Genomic DNA, 18576 nt, shown 5'->3' with positions numbered 1-18576 from the left:
CGCGCCCGACGCGCGCCCGCACCGGGCCCAACGAGCCCAACGGGCCTGGATGATCAGTCCGTTGCCAGGGTGTGGTAGTTCGTGGGGGTGAGGACGGGGTCGCGGGGAGCGCCGCGGAAGACCTGTTTGGCGTGCCAGGCGCGGTGGCGTTCGGCGACCGGCGCGAAACCGGGCTGGGGGCCGAGGACCGGCTGGCCGGCGAGGGCGAGGACCAGCCGTCGGCTGGCCTCGTTGCGGCCGACGAAGCGCTGGGAGACCTGGATGCGGTGGTCGTTGCCGAGGCCCAGGACGCCCTTGTCGAAGAGCTTGTAGTGCAGGGCGCACAGGCACAGGCCGTTGTCGACCGCGTCCGGCCCGTCGTGGCTCCACCAGCGCACGTGCACGGCCTCCAGCCCGACCGCGCTCGTGCGCAGCCGCGCGTCGCCGAGCGCCCCGTCGTAGCCGCAGAACGCGCACTGGTACTCGTAGGCGGTGAAGACGAGTTCGCGGATCCGCGGGTCCCGTTGGCGTCGGGCCGGGCCGTCCGCGGGGTGTGCGGGGCCGAGTTCGGCGCGCTCCAGGTCGAGGCCGACCGCCTCGCACAGGTCGCCGTGCAGGGACGGCGGGAAGTGGGCGTCCAGCGCCACCCTGACCAGGCGGCCGAGCAGTGCCGGGTCCGCGGCGAGGGCGTCCCGCAGGCCGGGCGCGAGGCTGCCGGTGGCTCCGCTGGCACGGAGTTCGCCGACCTTGGCGCCGGGGCTGCCCGGTCCCCGGTCGGTGTGGACCTCCCACACGCCGTCGCTGACGAGGTGGTGGAAGGGGTAGGCGGGGGTCGTCGGGTTCGGCGGTCCGTACTCGGTGAGCAGGCGCTTGAGGTCGTCCTCGACCGCGGTATAGCGGAGTTCGGCATCGGCATCCCGCTGGTAGCTGCCGAGGGCGTAGAGGAGCAACAGCGGCTTGTGCGGGGCGCGGACGCCGTTCTGCGTCCACCGTCTGAGGTCCACCACCCGTTCGAGCCAATCCATAACGGGTCAGGGTAGTTCGTTGCACAGACGTTTCTGCAGGGGAGGTGGGTTGGCGGTGGGTGTCCTGGGAGGCCGGTGCACGATCGTGCTCAGGGGGTCGGATGGTCGGGGGGTGGGGAGGCGGCGATCACGTCGTCGTGGATCTGTTGGCGCGTGGAGTTGACCATCTTGTTGATGGCCGCGGCCAGGGGGAGGATCTCGCCGGGGTGGTCCAGGGTCGCGAACCGGTCGGTGGACTCGTCCAGGAAGGCCATGGTCCGGTGCATCAGGGCGCGCGCCTCGGGGGTCACGGGCAGGGCGTCGGCCTTGATCAGGTTGAGCATCGTCTCCAATGCCCGGGCCAGTTCGCGGACCACTTCGCGCATCTCGACGTCGTCGCCGTCGCGGTCGGGTGGGTGGTCGCAGTCGCCGGAGTTCATTTCTCTACGATCCCGGATCGGGGGTGCGGAATCCAGGCTTTCCGCCGCATCTCACCGATTCGGGGCGGTAGTTGGCGAGGGGGGACGGTTGGTGACCGCTTCAGCGCCGCGATCCGCGGCGCGCGGCCGGCCGGCCCGCCCGCGTCGCCAGTTCGCGGGCCCGGGCGTGCGCCCAGGCTTCCGCCGCCACGATGTCCGGCAGGGTGAGCGCGGCCCCGTTGACCGGGGTCCCGTGTTCGGCCACCACCGCGGTGACCGTCTCCACGATGCCGGTGAACGGCAGCCGGCCGGCGAGGAACGCGGTCACGCACTCCTCGTTCGCGGCGTTGAAGACCGCCGGGGCCGTACCGCCCAACTGCCCTACGTGTCGGGCGAGTTGGACCGCGGGGAACGCCGCCGCATCGAGGGGGAGGAACTCCCAGGCGAGGGGCGCGGTCCAGTCGAAGGCGGGCGCCGCGTCGGCGATCCGCTCGGGCCAGCCGAGCCCGATGGCGAGCGGGCCGCGCATGTCCGGCGGGGCGGCCTGCACGAGCGTCGAACCGTCGACGAACTCCACCATGGAGTGCACGGCGGACTGCGGGTGGATGACGACCTCGATGCGGTCGAAGGGGACGCCGAAGAGCAGGTGCGCCTCGATGACCTCCAGGCCCTTGTTGACCAGGGTCGCGGAGTTGACGGTGATCGTCGGGCCCATCGACCAGGTGGGGTGGGCGAGCGCGTCGGCCGGCGTGACATCGGCGAGTTGGGCCCTGGTGCGGCCCCGGAACGGGCCGCCGGACGCGGTGAGCAGGAGCCTGCGCACGTCCGTCCGCGCGCCGGCGGCGAGCGCCTGGAAGAGCGCGGCGTGCTCGGAGTCGACCGGGACGATCTGCCCGGGCCGGGCGAGTTCCGCCACCAACGGGCCGCCGGCGATCAGCGATTCCTTGTTGGCGAGCGCCAGGGTGCGCCCGGCCTCCAGGGCGGCGAGCGTCGGGGCCAGGCCGATGGAGCCGGTGATGCCGTTGAGCACCGTGTGGCAGTCGGAGGCGGCGAGTTCGGCCGCCGCGCCGGGGCCCGCGAGGATCTCGGGCGGCGGCTCGGCCCGGTACTGCGCGGCCAGCGCCTGACGCAGCGCCGGCACCACGTCCGCGCGGGCCACCGCCACGGTGCGCGGCCTCAACCGTCGCGCCTGCGCGGCGAGTTGACCGAGCCGCTGGCCGCCGGCGGCGAGCCCGGTGACGCGGAAGCGGTCGGGGTTGCGCCCGATCAGCTCGACGGCCTGGGTGCCGATCGAACCGGTCGAACCGAGGACGACGACGTCCCGGCGGCCCGCGGCCGGTGCCGGGGGGCGGTGCGGATCCGCGAGCGGTCCCGGAGTCATGGGGTGCGGGCCGTCTGCCGGGCGATGAGGGGGTGGTCGCGGGCGATCGGGCCGAGCCGGGCGGCGCCGCCGGGCGCACCCAACTCGGCGAAGAACTCGGCGTTGGCCACGTGGTAGCGCTGCCACTCCTGCGGGGTGTCCTCCTCGTAGAAGATCGCCTCGACCGGGCAGACCGGCTCACACGCCCCGCAGTCGACGCATTCGTCCGGGTGGATGTACATCGAGCGGGAGCCCTCGTAGATGCAGTCGACGGGGCACTCCTCGATGCAGGACTTGTCCTTGACGTCGATGCAGGGCAGCGCGATGAGGTAGGTCACGGGTGACTCCCAGGCAGCGGGGTGGGTCGGGTCGGGGGCTCAACTGTCGTCGTGGGGAAGGAGGGGCGGGGCAGGGCGAAGCGCTGGGTCTCCTCGGTGGAGCGGACGACCTCGACGTGGTCGAAGCCGCGGTCGGCCAGCCGGTCCAGGACGCCGTCGACCAGCACGTCGGGGACGGAGGCGCCGGAGGTGACGCCGATGGTGCGCACCCCGTCGAGCCAGTCCGGCGCCAACTCCCCCGCGGTGTCCACGAGATGGGCCGCGGCGGCGCCCGAGGCGAGGGCGACCTCGACCAGCCGGACGGAGTTGGAGGAGTTCGGGGAGCCGACGACCAGGACCAGATCGGCCTCGGCGGCGATCCGCTTGACGGCCTCCTGGCGGTTCTGGGTGGCGTAGCAGATGTCGTCGCTGGGCGGGCTGGTCAGCGCCGGGAAGCGGTCCTTGAGGGCGGTCGCGGTGTCCATGGTCTCGTCGACGGAGAGCGTGGTCTGGGACAGCCAGGCGACCTTCCGCTCGTCGCGGACGTGGACGTCGGCGACGCCCGACGGGCCGTCGACCAGGTGGATGCGGCCGGGGGCCTCGCCCATGGTGCCGACGACCTCCTCGTGGCCCTCGTGGCCGATGAGCAGGATGTCGTAGCCCTCGTCGGCGAAGCGCCGGGCCTCCTTGTGGACCTTGGTGACCAGGGGGCAGGTGGCGTCGATGACGGTCAACCGGCGTCGGGCGGCCTCGGCGTGGACCGGCGGGGCGACGCCGTGGGCGGAGAAGATCACGGTGGCGCCCTCGGGCACCTCGTCGGTCCGCTCGACGAAGACGGCGCCCTTGCGCTCCAGGGTGCGCACCACGTGGGCGTTGTGGACGATCTGGTGCCGTACGTAGACCGGCGGCCCGTGTCGCTCCAGGGCCTGCTCCACGGTGGCGACGGCGCGCTCCACGCCGGCGCAGTAGCCGCGGGGCGCGGCCAACAGCACACGCCGCGGGGTGAGTTGACTGGCGGCGGCGAGCGCGGGTTGGTCGGGAGTGGTCATGCGGACCTCCGTACGGCGGCCTCGGCGAGGGTGTGCAGGGCGGTCGTGGCGGGCGGCGGGAAGTCGGCCGCGTCCAGCGCCGCCAGGGCCTGTAGGTAGCGGGTCTCGATCATTTCCTCGACGGTGTCGTGGGCGCCGGTGGCGCGGATGATGTCGCGGACCGCGGCCGCGTCGGCGGCGCGCAGGTCCGGCCGGCCCAGGTGGCGGCGGAGGAAGGAGCGCTGGTGCGGGTCGGCGCGGCGCAGGGTGAGGGCGATCAGCGGGGTGTGCTTGCCCTCGCGCAGGTCGTCGAGGTCGGACTTGCCGGTGCGCCGCGGGTCGCCGAAGACGCCCAGGAGGTCGTCGCGCAGTTGGAACGCCTCGCCCAGCGGGATGCCGAAGTCGCTGCACGCGGCGAGGAGTTCGGGCCCGGCGCCGGCCAGCGCGGCGCCGGCCTGGAGGGGGCGTTCGACGGTGTAGTGGGCGGTCTTGTAGCGGGTGATGGCCAGCGCGCTGTCCAGGTCGTCGCCGGGGGTGCCGGTCGACAGCAGGTCCAGGTACTGGCCCAGCAGCACGTCGCGGCGCACGGCGTCCAGCACCGGCAGCACGGCCCGGTACTCGCCGTCGGTGAGGTGCGCGGTCCGCAGCAGGTGGTCCGACCAGACGAGGGCGAGGTCCCCGAGCAGCAGGGCGGCGCTGGTCCCGAACCGCAGGGCGTCCGGCCCGCGACCGGTCAAGTGCCGGGCGGCCAGGGCGCGGTGGACGGTGGGGCGGCCGCGGCGGGTGGCGGAGTCGTCGATCAGGTCGTCGTGGATGAGCACGGCGGCGTGCAGCAGCTCCAGCGAGGCGGCCACGCGCAGCGCGGCGCCCCGGCCGCCGGTGCCGCCGGCGGCGTGCCAGCCGACGACGCACAGCAGGGGCCGCAGCCGCTTGCCGCCGGCCCCGACGAACCTCCGCAGGGCACGGACGAGTTCGGGGAGTTGGGGGTGGGGCGCGGTCCGTTCGAGGTCGCCGAGGAACGCCGTGAGGACCTCGTCGACGCAGGCGCGGATGTGGTCCAGGTCCAGGGGGGCCGCCATGAGGGGCGTGGGAGTCATGACCGGGGTCCTTTCCCCCTCCGCCCGGGCCGGGAGGCCGGTAGCTGCCCGGGCGGAGGGTGCTCGCGGGCGGGGGGTCAGACGCGGTCGGCGGCGATCAGCAGGTACTGGAAGCTGCCGTTCTTGTACGCGGTGAGGAACGCGTCCTCGATGCCGGTGACCAGGGACGACTGGGCGCGCAGCTCCCAGTACGGGAGGGTCGCCTCGGTGAGGTCCACCACGCTGATGGGGACCAGGCGGTTGGCGGCCATCTCCCTGAAGTAGGTGGAGCGGGGGTGGATGTCGCAGATGTAGTGCGCGTTGATCGTGGAGACCTCGCGGGAGGGGAGTCCGTAGGCGTCGTTGTAGCAGCCGGTGACGGTGACGTAGCGGCCGCCGCGGGCCAGCAGCCGGGAGTACTCGGCGAACAGCAGCGACAGGTCGACGTACATCGTGGACTCGTTGTTCCAGATGGCGCGGTACGAGCCGGTGTCGAAGCCGGTGTCGAGCATGTTCCTGAGGTGGAAGCGGACCTTGTCGGCCACGCCGCGCTTCTCGGCCTGCGCCTTGGCGAAGGCCACCTGGGTCTCGGAGATGGAGATCCCGTCGACGTGGCAGCCGAACCGCTGGTTGGCGACCAGGCTGCCGCCGCCCCGGCCGCAGCCGGAGTCCAGCAGGCGGTCCTCGGGGGCGATGGCGCCGAGGTGGTCGGCGAGGAACTCGGCCTGGGCGGACTCCAGTCGGTGCAGCTCGGCGGTGATCGCCTCGTCGCGGGTGTCCTTGGGGGTGTCGAGCACGGTCCAGTCGGCGCTGCCGATGCCGTAGTGGTGGTGGTAGAGACCGTCCACGTCGCCCAGGCGGAGGTTGACGTCGTTCTTCTCGCGGTTCCAGTAGTCGGCGACCGACTGCTGGTACCGGCTGGCGAGGACCGGGGATGCGCTGTCGTGGAGGGTCATGATGGGGGCTCCTTCAGTTCCAGTAGGCGGGCAGCGAGTAGCGGTAGGTGTTGGTGCAGTGCCATGCGTGGTTGCCGGCGACCCAGGCGGCGAGGCCGGTGGTGTAGCGGCCCACGAGCGGGTCGCGGGCGGCGAGGGTGGCGGCCTCGTCCTCGAAGGCGTGCATGATCTCGTTGTGGATCTCGACGGCCTTGAGGTAGGCGGCCCGCAGACCGCGGCCCTCCTCGGCGGCGAGCACCACGGGCAGGTTCAGGTGGTGCTCGTCGTTGTTCAACTCCTTGGTGAAGGAGTACAGGTCGTTGACGAGGGTGGTGGCGTTGCCGGCCAGCGCGGTGACGCGCTGGAGCTCGGGCCGGGAGTAGAGCGGTTCGGGCAGTTCGTAGCCGTCCACCGCGTCCACCAGGGACAGGCAGGGGCGGAAGCTGTTGAACTGCCGCATCACCAGGTACTTCCACACCGGCGGGGTGGTGCGGGTCTGGGCCCAGGCGGCCTCGCCGAGGTAGCCCAGGTGCAGGCGCGCGGCGTCGTGGAGGAACCGGGTGACCTGACTGGGCGTGGCGAACTCCCGGTAGGCGCGGATCGCGTCGGCGTAGGAGCGCAGCGGGGCGTCCGCGCCCAGCCCCTCGCACCACTGCCGCTGGTAGGGCTCGGCGGTGTGCACGGGGTCCAGGGCGCCCTGGGCGATGATCAGCCGGCCGCCCAGGCCGATCGGGGAGCCGCCGTAGTCCTCGCAGTAGCAGTCGTCGACGACGTTCTCCGCGACCAGCAGCTTCCCGGCGGCGACCAGGCGCTCCATGTCCGCGGCGCCGGGGTGTTGCAGGACGACCGCCCGGCCGGTCTGGAACCCGGCGAAGTCGCCCGCCCATTCGGGCGGGAACAGCTCCAACTCGTGGGCCCAGGCTTCGAGTCGGCGGTCCACCTCGGCGACCTTGGCCGGGTCGGCCGGCACGGCGGGCTGGTGGTACAGCCCCGGGATCGGGTCGCCGGGGCGGGGCGGGCCCGCGGGCCGTCGCACCACCCCGGCGGCCGGGGCGGACCCGGTGGGGACACAGGGAGGTTGGTCCCCACCGGGCGTCGCTGCACCCGGTGGGCGCGGGGGGCGGGGGCCGGCGGCGAGGGTGCCCAGCCCCGCCGGCCCCGACAGCAGCGCCCGCAGCGCCTGGGACGTCATGACCGGGCCGCCGCGATCTCGACGTTCTCCAGGATGCCGATGGCGTCGGGCACCAGGATCGCCGTCGAGTAGTAGACGCTCACCAGGTAGGAGATGACCGCCCGGTCGTCGATGCCCATGAAGCGGACGTTCAGGCCGGGTTCGAACTCGTCGGGGAGGCCCACCTGGTGCAGCCCGATGACGCCGTGGTCCTCCTCGCCGGTGCGCAGCGCGACGATGGAGCTGGTGTGGCCGTCGGTGAGGGGGATCTTGTTGCAGGGGAAGATCGGGACGCCGCGCCAGGCGGGGATCTCGTGCCCCTCCACGGTGGCCGAGGCGGGGCTCAGGCCGCGCTTGTTGCACTCGCGGAAGAACGCCGCGATGGCCTTGGGGTGGGCGAGGAACATCCGGGTCTTGCGGCGCATGCTCAGCAGGTCGTCCAGGTCGTCCGGGGTCGGCGGCCCGGACCAGGTGTTGATCCGCTGGTCGTAGGCGGCGTTGTGGAGCAGGCCGAACTCCCGGTTGTTGAGCAGCTCGGACTCCTGGTTCTCCCGCATCTCCTCGATGGTCAGGCGGAGTTGCTGCTCAAGCTGGTTCATCGGGTGGTTGTAGAGGTCGGCGACGCGGGAGTGGACCCGCAAGACGGTCTGGGAGACGCTCAGTTCGTACTCGCGCGGGCTCAGGTCGTAGTCGACGAAGGTGCCGGGGAGGGTGGGCTCGCCCGCGTGGCCGGCGGAGACCTCGACGCTGGCCTCGCCGCGGGTGTTGGTCGGGCGGCTGGTCCTGGCCAGGTGGCGCTCGATGTGCGTCACGAGGCCGGGCCGGCGGCTGAGCAGGTCCTGGAAGACGGGCCAGGGCAGGACGAGAACGGTGCCGGCGGTGGTCGCCTTCACGGTGTGCAGCCACCGCGGGAGGTCGGACTGGCCCAGCGCCTCGTCGCCGATCTGGTCACCGTCGGCGAGCGTGCCGAGGAGTTCCTCGGTGCCGTACTTGCCGGTGGCGTACCGGTTGAGGCGGCCGTGCGCGATGAGGAACGCCTCCTGGACGGGGGTGCCGGCCCGGGTCAGCACGTCGCCGGCCCGGAAGTCGCGCGGGACGAAGAGGGCGGCGAGCTCCTCCAGTACGCCGGGGTCGGCGAAGCCGCGCAGCACCGGCACCTCGCACAGCGTCTCGGGGATCACCCGCACGTCGTCGGCGCCGTTCTGGACGAAGCCGACCCGGCCGCGTCCGACCGCGTGGATCAGGCGCCGGTTGACGCGGTAGGTACCGGCGGCCACGTGCACCCAGGGCAGCATCCGCAGCAGCCACCGCGAGGTGATGCCCTGCATCTGCGGTTCGGTCTTGGTGGTGGTCGCCAGGGTGCGCGCGGCCTGTGTGCTGAGGCTCGACTGGGGCTGGGCCCCGTCGAGTTGGTCGGGCCCCGGTGGCAGGTGGGTGGTCATGACAGCGGTTCCTCCCTGTTGGTCATTGCGTGCTGCGTCGGGCGTTCCTTGGTGTGGGCAGATGCGGTCACGAAGTGGGCGTCAGGGGTCTCGGAGAGGGCGTCACGGATCGGTCAAGACGTCTCCCGACAGTCCGGGGCCGGGGCCGGCCCGGGTGAGCTTGAGGGCCTCGTCGAGCAGCGCGTCGACGATCTTCGATTCGGCGACCGTCCGCACGACCCGGCCCTGGACGAAGATCTGGCCCTTGCCGTTGCCGGAGGAGACCCCGATGTCGGCCTCGCGGGCCTCGCCGGGGCCGTTGACGACGCAGCCCATGACGGCCACCCGCAGCGGGTGCGGGAAGCCGTCGAAGGCGGCCTCGACCTGGTCGGCCAGCTTGTGGATGTCGACCTGGAGGCGGCCGCAGCCGGGGCAGGAGACGATCTCCAGCTTCCGGGGCCGCAGCCCGAGGGAGGACAGGATGTGACAGCCGGCCTTGACCTGCTCGACCGGCGGGGCGGACAGCGAGACCCGGATGGTGTCGCCGATCCCCGCCGCCAGCAACACACCGAACGCCACCGCCGACTTGACCGAACCCTGAAAGGCCGGGCCCGCCTCGGTCACGCCCAGATGCAACGGGTAGTCACAGCTCTCCGCCAGCAGCCGGTTGGCGGCGATCACGGTCAGCGGGTCATGGTGCTTGACCGCGAGCTTCAGGTCGCGGAAACCGTGCTCCTCGAACAGCGAGCACTCCCACAGCGCGGACTCCACCAGCGCCTCCGGGCTGGCCTGCCCGTACTTGGTGAGCAGCCGCTTGTCCAGCGAGCCCGCGTTCACCCCGATCCGGATCGGCACCCCGGCCGCCGACGCCGCCGCGGCGATCTGAGCGACCTTGTCGTCGAACCGCTTGATGTTGCCGGGGTTGACCCGCACCGCCGCGCAGCCGGCGTCGATGGCCTGGAAGACGTAGCGCGGCTGGAAGTGGATGTCGGCGACGACGGGGATCGGGGACTTGCGCGCGATGGTCGGCAGCGCGTCGGCGTCGTCCTGGGAGGGGACCGCGACCCGGACGATGTCGCAGCCGGCGGCGGTGACTTCGGCGATCTGCTGGAGGGTGGCGTCGACGTCGGCGGTCAGGGTGGTGGTCATGGTCTGCACGGAGATGGGTGCGCCGTCGCCGACCGGGACGCCGCCGACGTCGATCCGGCGCGAGGGGCGGCGGTCGGGGAGGCGGGGCGGCACGGCGGGCAGGCCCAGGTCGATGGTCATGGCCGGATCTCCGGTTCCAGGTGGGGGAGGTGGGCGCGGGCGCGCAGGACGGAGTGGACGATGCCGGACCGGTTCAGGCCGGCCGCGGCGAGCAGTTCCTCGCGGGTGCCGTGGCGGATGAACCGCCCGGGCAGGCCGAGCACGCGGACCGGCACGGTGGAGCCGGCGTCGGCCAGGGCGCGGGCGACGGCGGTACCCATCCCGCCGGAGCGGGTGTTGTCCTCGACGGTCACCACCACGCGGTGCCGGCCGCCCAGTTCCGTGAGCTCCTCGGGCACCGGGAGCACCCAGCGCGGGTCCGCGACGGTGACCCCGACGCCCTTGGTCGCCAGATAGCGCGCGGCCTCCAACGCCGGCCCGGCCAGCGGGCCGACCGGCACCAGCAGCACGTCCCGGGTCTCGGTGCGGTGCAGGACGTCGACGGGCCCGATGCGTTCGACGGCCGGCAGGTCGGTGCCGGCGGTCGCCTTCGGGAAGCGCAGCGCGGTCGGCCCCGAGGCGCAGTCCAGCGCCTCGGGGAGCAGTTCGCGCAGCCGCGCCGCGTCCCGTGGCACCGCCACCCGCATGCCCGGCACCGCGCCGAGCACGGTCAGGTCCCACATGCCGTGGTGGCTCGGCCCGTCCGGGCCGGTGATGCCGGCCCGGTCCAGGGCGAAGGTGACCGGCAGCCGGTGCAGCGCGACGTCCATCAACACCTGGTCGAAGGCGCGCCCGAGGAAGGTGGCATAGACCGCGACCACCGGGTGCAGCCCGGCCATCGCCAACGCCGCGGCCGAGGTCACGGCGTGCTGTTCGGCGATCCCCACGTCGAAGAGCCGCTCGGGAAACCGCTCCCCGAACCGCGCCAGCCCCGTCGGCCCCGGCATGGCCGCCGTGACCGCGACCACGTCCCGGCGCCGCTCCCCCACGTCACGCAGCGCGTCCGCGAAGACCTGCGTCCACGACGGCCGCTCCGAGGAGGAACGGGGCCGCCCGGACACCGGGTCGAGCACCCCCACCGCATGCATGCGGTCGGCCTGGTCCGCCAGCGCCGGCGGGTACCCCTTCCCCTTGACGGTGACGACGTGCACCACCACCGGCCGGGACAGCTCGCGGGCGACCCGCAACGCCTCCTCCACGGAGGGCAGATGGTGGCCGTCCACCGGCCCGAGATAGCAGAACCCGAGCAACTCGAAGAGGTTCCCCGCCACCGGCAGCGGCCCCAGGTTGCCCCCGGCCCGCGCCCCGCCCCCGTCCACCAACCAGTCGACGCTGTCCGTGCCGTCACCGCGCAGGTACTGGAGGTGATCCGCCAACGCCCCGATGGTGGGCGCGTAGGAGCGCTCGTTGTCGTTCAGCACCACGACGACCGGCCGGTCCGGATGCGCCCCCAGGTTGTTCATCGCCTCCCAGGCCATGCCCCCGGTCAGCGCCCCGTCGCCGATCACGGCCACCACGGCCCGGTCGCGCTCCCCGCGCAGCCGACGCGCCTTGGCCAGCCCGTCCGCGTAGGAAAGGGCCGTCGAGGCATGGGAGTTCTCGATCACGTCGTGCGGGGACTCGGCCCGCGACGGGTAGCCCGACAGCCCCCCGCGCCGTCGCAGCCCGTCGAAGTCCGCGGCCCGTCCGGTCAACAGCTTGTGCACGTACGCCTGGTGACCGGTGTCGAACAGCAGGGTGTCGTGCGGCGAGTCGAAGACCCGGTGGAGCGCGAGCGTCAGCTCCACCATCCCGAGGTTCGGCCCGAGGTGGCCGCCGACGGCGGTGACCTTCTCGATCAGGAACGCGCGGATCTCCTGCGCGAGGGATTCCAACGCCTCGTACGGCAGGCCGCGCAGCGACGCGGCGCAGTCGGGGTCGGCCAACGGGGGGAGCGTTACGGGATGGTGCGTGGAAGGGGTCATCGGAACCTCACATCGAGAACCGGATGCCGGCGGGGCACCCCTGGGAGGCGCCGGCTCGGGCTTCCATCAAGCGCCGAATCCGGCCACCCCGGAACCCCGTACCGCCGCGCGAGCCATGAACGCGTTGAACGCTCGTGCGCTTGTGAAGCCGGGGGCCCGCGCGGGCGGGCGGCGCAATGACGCGGCGTCCGTCAGGCCGTTCGGGCCGGACGGGTCGGACGGGTCGGACGGGCTGGATGAGTCAAACGGGTCGGGCGCGAGACGCCCCGCGCCCGCTCCTGCACCCCCGCCGCGTGCGGATGGCGGACGAAGCTGCGCAGGGTGCGGGTGAGGCGGCCGAGGGCCTGGTCGGCCTGGACGGAGTGCAGGCGCGGATAGACGTCGAGGAAGGCGTGCCAGCGCGCACAGGCTTCCTCCAACCGCCCCTGCTCCAACAGCATTTCGGCGATCCGCGCCTGGGTCAGCGCGTCCCCGCGCTGCTCACCGCCGGAACGGTGGCGCACCGAGTCGTGCAGGGCGGCCAGCGCGTCGTCCGTCCGCCCGAGGGCCCGGAACGTCAGCGCGCGTTGGTAGTCGAGCCCGGACCGGGGATAGGCGGTGAACGGCCCGGGCGCGCCGGAAGCCCGCTCGTGCGCCCCCTCCGCCGCCCCCAAGTCCGCCAACGCCTCCCGCGCACGACGCTGCGTAGCCCGCACGAGAGCACGCTGGACCAGCACGAACGCCTGCACGTCGAGCCCCGCCGCATCCACCCCCACCGCGGCCTGGGCAAGCTCCGCGGCGTGGTGCAGATACCCCAACCGCAACGCCTGACCACTCATCACCCGCAGCGTGATGGCCCGCACGGCCCGGCTCCCGGCCTCACGAGCCAGCGACAGCGTCGTGCGGAAGTACCGCCGGGCCAGGCCGTGGTGCCCGGCGTCATCGGTCATGGCCGCCAACACATGCGTCAACTGGGCGCAGCCGGTGAGCAGTTCACGGTGCCACGACTCGCTCCCCGAGGCGTCCAGCAGCGGAACGACGTCATCCCCGAGGTAGGCGGCCAACGCCGTCCGCGCATGCCCGCCCCCATGCGTCTGCGCCAGGGACGCGAACACCCCGCTCATCTCCGTCAGCCCCTGCACGTCGGACGGATGAACCGCCCGCCGCCGCGCCGCCACCCGGGCGGGGGGCGGGGCGGGCCCGGGCCGCGCGGAGGGCGCGGTCGTCACCGTGTAAACGGTCCGCGCCAGCTCGGCCCGCTGCGCCGGGTCCGACTCCCCCCGGCACAACGCGCCCAACCGCCGCAGCGGCTCCCCCTCCTCGGCCAACCCGGACCGTACGGCCGCCGCTCTCGGAAACTGCGTGAGCCCGGTCTCCCGAGCGGTGACCGGACGCCCACTGCGACGGCTCAACGCCTGCGCGGCCAGGTCCGGGACGGGCGCCCGCGGCCGGGAGCCGGTGAGCCAGTGCGCAACGGACGTGCGGTCGTACCGCAGCGCCAACCCCTGTGCCGTCCCCAGGGCGTTGACCGCCCGGGCCAGATCAGCGGCGCTCCAGTCGGCCTCCAACAGAAGCGCGGACAACTGCCGATTGGGAGTGCAGCGAGACACAACGCCCCCACCCTCACATCGCCTCGACTCCCCCGCCACGCACCCACCTCCGCGCGGCAGGACCAGACCAGCGATTCAAGGCCCCCCGCCCCCGCCCGGGAACCCCTCCCACCCGCCGAACCCCGTGAAACCAGTGAAACGACACCCCCGGCAAAGACCCCCACCCAGCCCCAAAACGCCCGCCACGCCCCACACCTACGGAATCACCTCCCCAGCACTCAACGCGCGGGGAAACGCCGCCATGATGCCCGCTCTCCAGGAACCAACACGGTCCCCCGCCCCCAACTCATGGGCGCCACAAATGGGCGACCGTGACCCCGTGACCCTGACGAATGGAGTCTCCCTTCACGAGGTGTCGCGTTGGCTCGGACACCGGTCCATCAAGGTCACGGTCGATCGATACGGGCGCCTCACCCAGGACGGGCGTGAGCGCTCCCGTTCGGTGGTCGCGATGGCCTTCCGGGGCTTTCTGCCGGAGGGGTTGGCGGTTGGGCTCGCCGTCTGGGCGCTAGCGGATGCCGAGTTCGCGCAGGACGCGGTGCTGAGTTGGTGTTGGGTTCGCCGGGAAGTAGAGGTAACACACGCCGCCCGAGCCGGACTTGACCTGGCCTGTTGCGTCCTTGCGCTTCGTCCGTAGCCAGATGGTTTCGAACTGGTGGCGTTGGTAGACGCGGCGGACGGCGGGGTCGTTGGGGGCGGCCGGGTCGTTGGCGATGACGTCGCCGGTCGAGGTGAAGCCGATGACGGTCATGAGGTGGCCGGCGGTGCCGTAACCGGCGCCGTCGAGTTCGGACTTGAGGAAGGACTGGGAGGTGATGACGGGGATGCCGGCGTGGACGAGGCGTTCGACGTCGTTGAGGGAGGAGAGGCGGGTGACGACGGCCTGGAGGTCGCGGTAGGTGGCGGCGTAGGCGGCGTTGAAGGGCCAGTTGCCGCAGCCCTTGTACTGGTAGTCGAAGGTGTAGCGGGCGGCGTGGCAGACCTGGGGGTCGGCGTAGGTGGGGTCGACCCAGGCGAGCTGTTTGCGGGTGGGGCGGCGGCCCCAGTGCTCGATGATCGTCTCGGAGGAGGTGGGGCTGCACCACGCCTCTCCCCCGTTGTCGTACTCGGGGTACTGCCCTTTGTGGATCTCCTGCGAGTAGCGGGGGACGCGGAGTTCGTGGCCGACCAGGCCGGGGGTGGAGGGCGGGACCTCGAAGCGGGCCGGGACGTCCGAGGCCATCGCGCCCAGGCGCCAGACAGTGGGGGTCTGGGGGCTGCCGGGACGGCGGAGGAGGGTGAGGCGGAGCTGGTAGGCGGTGAAACGGAGGCCGGTGGTGGGGTCGTTGAGGGCGAGGGTGTCGGTGGAGACGGCGCTGCGGCCGTCCTTCTGGTCGTCGACGGAGGTGCGCCGGATGTCGGCGTCGCCGTCGCCGGCGGTCCAGCGGCCCATGACGTACCAGGGGGTGCGGCCGCCGTCCGAGTAGGTGGCGCGCAGTTCCACGGCGATCCAGGTGCCGGGCGGGGTGTGCGCGTTCCAGGAGGCGACGGCCTCGGTGGCGGGCACCGGAAGGCGGTGGACGGGGCCGGTCCAGGTCGCGTATTCCCAGGTGGCGGACTTGCCGGTGTGGGGGTCGTGGTAGTCGGTGGTGCCGACGGGGCGGGCGATGCGGATGCCGGGGCGGTAGCCGGCGGCGACGCGGGTGCCGTGGGCGGTGCCCCGGTGCCAGTCGGTGGGGGTGGTCCAGGCGTGGTAGTCCACGGGGTTCGTCGTCCGGGTCGGGTTCGGTGGAGTGGCGTGGTGGGGGGCGGCGGCCGCGGGGAGGGGGGTGGCGGCGGCCGCGGCGGCGGCGAGCGCGGCGGCCAGGACGGTGCGCCGGGGCGCGGAGCTGCTCATGGGGTCCCCCTGTCGGACGTCGGACGTGATCGGGACGTGCGGGGCTGGTGCGAGTGGGCTCAACTATCTCCGTTCCGGGCGGGCTTCGGAAGGCGCTGCGACGCGCGTCGCGCCAGGAACATTGGTGTGGACCACTGATGCGTAGGCTGGTGGGATGACCCCCGCCCCAACCTCCGCCCCGGACCCCGTGCTGGACCCGCTCGCCGCCCGGCTGCACACCCTGCCGCCCTCCTGCGGCCCGGTGCGGCTGATCGCGGTGGACGGGCACGCGGGCTCCGGCAAGAGCACCTTCGCGGCGCGGCTGGCGGAGGCGCTGGGCGGCGCCCCGGTCGTGCACACCGACGATCTCGCGACGCACGAGGAACTGTTCGAGTGGAGCGACCGGTTCCGGGAGCAGGTGCTCGACCCGCTGTCCCGTGGCGAAACGGCGCGCTACGGGGTCTACGACTGGGTGCGCCGGGAGTTCGCCGAGGTGCGGGAGCTGCCGCCGGCCCCGGTGGCGCTCGTCGAGGGCGTCGGCACCGGACGGCGCGCGCTGCGGCCGTACGCGGCGTGCCTGCTGTGGATGGAACTGGCGAGCGAGCATTCATGGGAACGGGGTCAACTCCGGGACGGGCCGGGGCAGTCAGCGTTCTGGGATGGCTGGATCCCGGCGGAGCGAGCGCACTTCGCGGCCGATCCGTCCCGGCCGCACGCCGATCTCCTGGTACTCCAGGGGCAGATGGGATACGAGGTACGGGTGGGACCCGCCGGACGGCCGTGAACAGGCCCGGAATTCACCCTGCGTAGCCGTCCGTGGCTGACACGCCGACAGTCGACGAACGGGACCCGCCGAGTGCGCCAACTCGGCTTGACCCAGGGGGCGTACAGGACTTACGTTCTGAATGTGCGGTTCTTCGGACCGCCTGCAGACGCGAAGCCCCCGGTTGTTCCCCCGTGATCGGGGGCTTCGTTCTGCGTGGATTCTCCGCGCGGCGGTCACCACGGCGCACTTTCTTCACCCAGGGTCACCGCTCTCTTCCCGCCGACACGCCCCCGTTCACGCCCCCGTTTCCACCTCGTGCGGCCCTCTACGACCTGCACCGACAGCGCAGGTACGATGCGAGTCTGTGCCACCGCAGGACCCGGACCAGGGCGCGTGGCGGGGCAACTCCCGTCCCTCACACATCGGTTCGGCCAGGGCCAGCCGGCCCTGGGAGCGCGGCCCGGCACACGTCCGGTGGTACACCACGGGGGGACGTTTTGTGGGGGGACGGGATGGATGTCGGCACTCAGGGTTCGCCCGCCCCGGCCGAACTCGCCTGGCTGCGCGCGGTGGACGCCTACACCATGGGGGCCTACCCCCAGGCCGAGGAGGAGTTCCGGGCCGCGGTGCGGCTCGACCCGTCGATGGCCGACGCCTGGCTCGGCCTGCACGCGCTGCGCGCCGACACCACCATGGCGCTGCTGCGGATGCACCAGCACCGCGACCGCTTCGGCGAACAGCGCGCCCGGCACCGACGCGCCCTCAACTCCTGGTACTGGCTGGGCTGGTGGGTCCAGCCCGTACTGGAGACCGGCCGTGACCTCCTCCTGGCGCACGCCTCCCACTGGCTCGACGGCCGGCACGTCGCCGAGCTCGACCAGGCGCTGGCCGGCTGCCCGCCGGTGGACACCGACCCCCAGGTGCGGTTCCTGCACGCCTGCCGCGCCTATCTCGTCAAGGACTGGGACCAGCTCGTCCGGCACACCGAACCGCTGCTCGGCGACCCGGTGCTGGGCATCGAGGCGGGGCTGTTCGGCGGCATGGCGCGGGTCCGGCTGGAGACGTACGGGCAGGCCGAACCGCTGCTGGCCACCGCGCTGATGCGGTGCCGCAGCGAGCAGCCGCAACGCAAGGAGCTGCGCTACTGGCTCGCCCGCGCCTACGAGGGCACCGGCCGCAGCGCCGCCGCCCTCCCCCTCTACCGCGCGGTGCACCGCGTCGACCCGACGTTCATGGACACCGCCGCCCGGCTGGCCGCCATAGCCGAGGCGGACGGGCTGGACGAGGGCGGCGGCCTGGCGACCGTCCCCGCCCAGGGCCCGGCCCAACAGGCCGGCGGCGACCTCGATCCGCTGGACCCGGTGGACGGGCGGGAGTTGCTGGTGACCGGCGAGGGGGCCGGGCAGGAGGCGGAGCCGGCGGTGCCGCCCACCGGGGACGGCCGCGCGGCCCGCGCCAAGGTCACCGTGCCGGGCCGCTACGGCGGCGACCGGCTGCCCACCGGGCCGGCCGATCCGGTGCTGCTGGAGAAGGCGCTGGCGGAGCTGGAGCGGATGGTCGGCATGGAGCCGGTCAAGCGGCATGTGCGGGCGCTCTCGGCGCAGTTGCGGATGGCCCGGCTGCGCGCGAGCCAGGGCCTGCCGGTGGCGCCCCCGAAGCGGCACTTCGTCTTCTCCGGGCCCTCGGGGACCGGCAAGACCACGGTGGCCCGGATACTCGGCCGGGTCTTCTACGCGCTGGGGCTGCTCGGCGGCGACCATCTCGTGGAGGCCCAACGGGCGGATCTGGTCGGCGAGTTCCTCGGCCAGACCGCGGTCAAGGCGAACGAACTGATCGACTCGGCGCTGGGCGGCGTGCTCTTCGTCGACGAGGCGTACAGCCTCGCCAACTCCGGCTACAGCAAGGGCGACGCGTACGGCGACGAGGCCCTCCAGGTGCTGCTGAAGCGCGCCGAGGACAACCGCGACCGGCTGGTGGTCATCCTGGCCGGCTACCCCGAGGGCATGGACCGGCTGCTGGCCGCCAACCCGGGCCTGTCGTCGCGGTTCACCAGCCGGGTGGACTTCCCCAGCTACCGGCCACTGGAACTGACCAAGATCGGCGAGGTGTTGGCCGCGGAGAACGGCGACCGCTGGGACGAGGAGGCCCGCGAGGAGCTGTGCAGCATCAACGGCCACGTCGTCGAGCAGGGGTGGATCGACGAACTGGGCAACGGCCGCTTCCTGCGCACCCTGTACGAGAAGAGCTGCGCCTACCGCGATCTGCGGCTGTCCACCTGGCAGACCACCCCGTCCCGGGACGACCTCGCCACGCTCCGCCTGCCGGACCTGATGCAGGCGTACGGCGAGGTGCTCTCCGGCCGCGGCCCGGACCCGCAGGCGCCGCCGCAGGAGCTCGACCTGTAAGAGGGAGCCGGTGGGCAACCGGCCCGGTAGGAGCGCCGGAACGGACCCGGCCAGTAAGGGCGCAGGAACGGACGCGGGGCGCGCCGGTGGTCCCGGCAC

General features: G+C 73.0%; 15 protein-coding genes. 2 read left to right on the top strand and 13 right to left on the bottom strand.

The annotated features are described in order from the left end of the window. Positions 1-53 precede the first annotated feature (53 nt). The 13 genes from PV796_RS32125 to PV796_RS32065 form a co-directional block, all read right to left on the bottom strand. Complete coding sequence (locus tag PV796_RS32125) at positions 54-1004, bottom strand: phosphorothioated DNA-binding restriction endonuclease (protein WP_274917151.1); 951 nt, start codon at positions 1002-1004, stop codon at positions 54-56. Between the two features lie 89 nt (positions 1005-1093). After that, positions 1094-1423, bottom strand: a complete 330-nt coding sequence (locus tag PV796_RS32120; protein WP_274917150.1) for a hypothetical protein — start codon at positions 1421-1423, stop codon at positions 1094-1096. Positions 1424-1523: 100 nt separating this feature from the next. Further along, on the bottom strand, positions 1524-2783 hold the full coding sequence (gene dxr, locus PV796_RS32115) for a 1-deoxy-D-xylulose-5-phosphate reductoisomerase (RefSeq protein WP_274917149.1): 1260 nt from the start codon (positions 2781-2783) through the stop codon (positions 1524-1526). Continuing rightward, on the bottom strand, positions 2780-3100 hold the full coding sequence (gene fdxA, locus PV796_RS32110) for a ferredoxin (protein WP_274917147.1): 321 nt from the start codon (positions 3098-3100) through the stop codon (positions 2780-2782). The genes dxr and fdxA overlap by 4 nt, the downstream gene beginning before the upstream one ends. After that, the gene (locus PV796_RS32105) at positions 3097-4128 is read right to left on the bottom strand and encodes a 4-hydroxy-3-methylbut-2-enyl diphosphate reductase (protein ID WP_274917145.1); all 1032 of its coding nucleotides are present in this window, start codon (positions 4126-4128) and stop codon (positions 3097-3099) included. Before PV796_RS32105 ends, fdxA begins: the two co-directional genes overlap by 4 nt. Continuing rightward, a complete protein-coding gene (locus PV796_RS32100; protein WP_274917143.1) occupies positions 4125-5204 on the bottom strand; it encodes a polyprenyl synthetase family protein in 1080 nt (359 codons plus the stop codon). The genes PV796_RS32105 and PV796_RS32100 overlap by 4 nt, the downstream gene beginning before the upstream one ends. Before the next feature lie 77 nt (positions 5205-5281). Next, positions 5282-6139 (bottom strand): geranyl diphosphate 2-C-methyltransferase, encoded by an 858-nt coding sequence (locus tag PV796_RS32095; protein ID WP_274917142.1) that lies wholly within the window; start codon positions 6137-6139, stop codon positions 5282-5284. 13 nt (positions 6140-6152) lie between these two features. Then, on the bottom strand, positions 6153-7310 hold the full coding sequence (locus tag PV796_RS32090; protein WP_274917141.1) for a family 2 encapsulin nanocompartment cargo protein terpene cyclase: 1158 nt from the start codon (positions 7308-7310) through the stop codon (positions 6153-6155). Next, positions 7307-8731, bottom strand: a complete 1425-nt coding sequence (locus PV796_RS32085; protein ID WP_274917140.1) for a family 2B encapsulin nanocompartment shell protein — start codon at positions 8729-8731, stop codon at positions 7307-7309. Before PV796_RS32085 ends, PV796_RS32090 begins: the two co-directional genes overlap by 4 nt. 102 nt (positions 8732-8833) lie before the next feature. Next, positions 8834-9979 (bottom strand): flavodoxin-dependent (E)-4-hydroxy-3-methylbut-2-enyl-diphosphate synthase, encoded by a 1146-nt coding sequence (gene ispG / locus PV796_RS32080; protein ID WP_274917138.1) that lies wholly within the window; start codon positions 9977-9979, stop codon positions 8834-8836. Further along, the gene (gene dxs, locus PV796_RS32075) at positions 9976-11862 is read right to left on the bottom strand and encodes a 1-deoxy-D-xylulose-5-phosphate synthase (RefSeq protein WP_274917137.1); all 1887 of its coding nucleotides are present in this window, start codon (positions 11860-11862) and stop codon (positions 9976-9978) included. Before dxs ends, ispG begins: the two co-directional genes overlap by 4 nt. 191 nt (positions 11863-12053) lie before the next feature. Continuing rightward, positions 12054-13424, bottom strand: a complete 1371-nt coding sequence (locus PV796_RS32070) for a hypothetical protein (RefSeq protein ID WP_274917135.1) — start codon at positions 13422-13424, stop codon at positions 12054-12056. Between the two features lie 535 nt (positions 13425-13959). Next, complete coding sequence (locus PV796_RS32065; RefSeq protein ID WP_274917133.1) at positions 13960-15327, bottom strand: peptidase C39 family protein; 1368 nt, start codon at positions 15325-15327, stop codon at positions 13960-13962. Between the two features lie 154 nt (positions 15328-15481). Between PV796_RS32065 and PV796_RS32060 the strand changes: the two genes are divergently transcribed. Both PV796_RS32060 and PV796_RS32055 read left to right on the top strand, forming a co-directional pair. After that, the gene (locus tag PV796_RS32060) at positions 15482-16090 is read left to right on the top strand and encodes a uridine kinase family protein (RefSeq protein ID WP_274917132.1); all 609 of its coding nucleotides are present in this window, start codon (positions 15482-15484) and stop codon (positions 16088-16090) included. Between the two features lie 494 nt (positions 16091-16584). After that, positions 16585-18477, top strand: a complete 1893-nt coding sequence (locus PV796_RS32055) for an AAA family ATPase (protein WP_274917131.1) — start codon at positions 16585-16587, stop codon at positions 18475-18477. Positions 18478-18576 lie beyond the last annotated feature (99 nt).

It is taken from the genome of Streptomyces sp. WZ-12 (assembly GCF_028898845.1).
In the GTDB taxonomy this organism is placed as follows: Bacteria; Actinomycetota; Actinomycetes; order Streptomycetales; family Streptomycetaceae; genus Streptomyces.
This window is presented reverse-complemented; position numbering and strand designations above follow the sequence as displayed.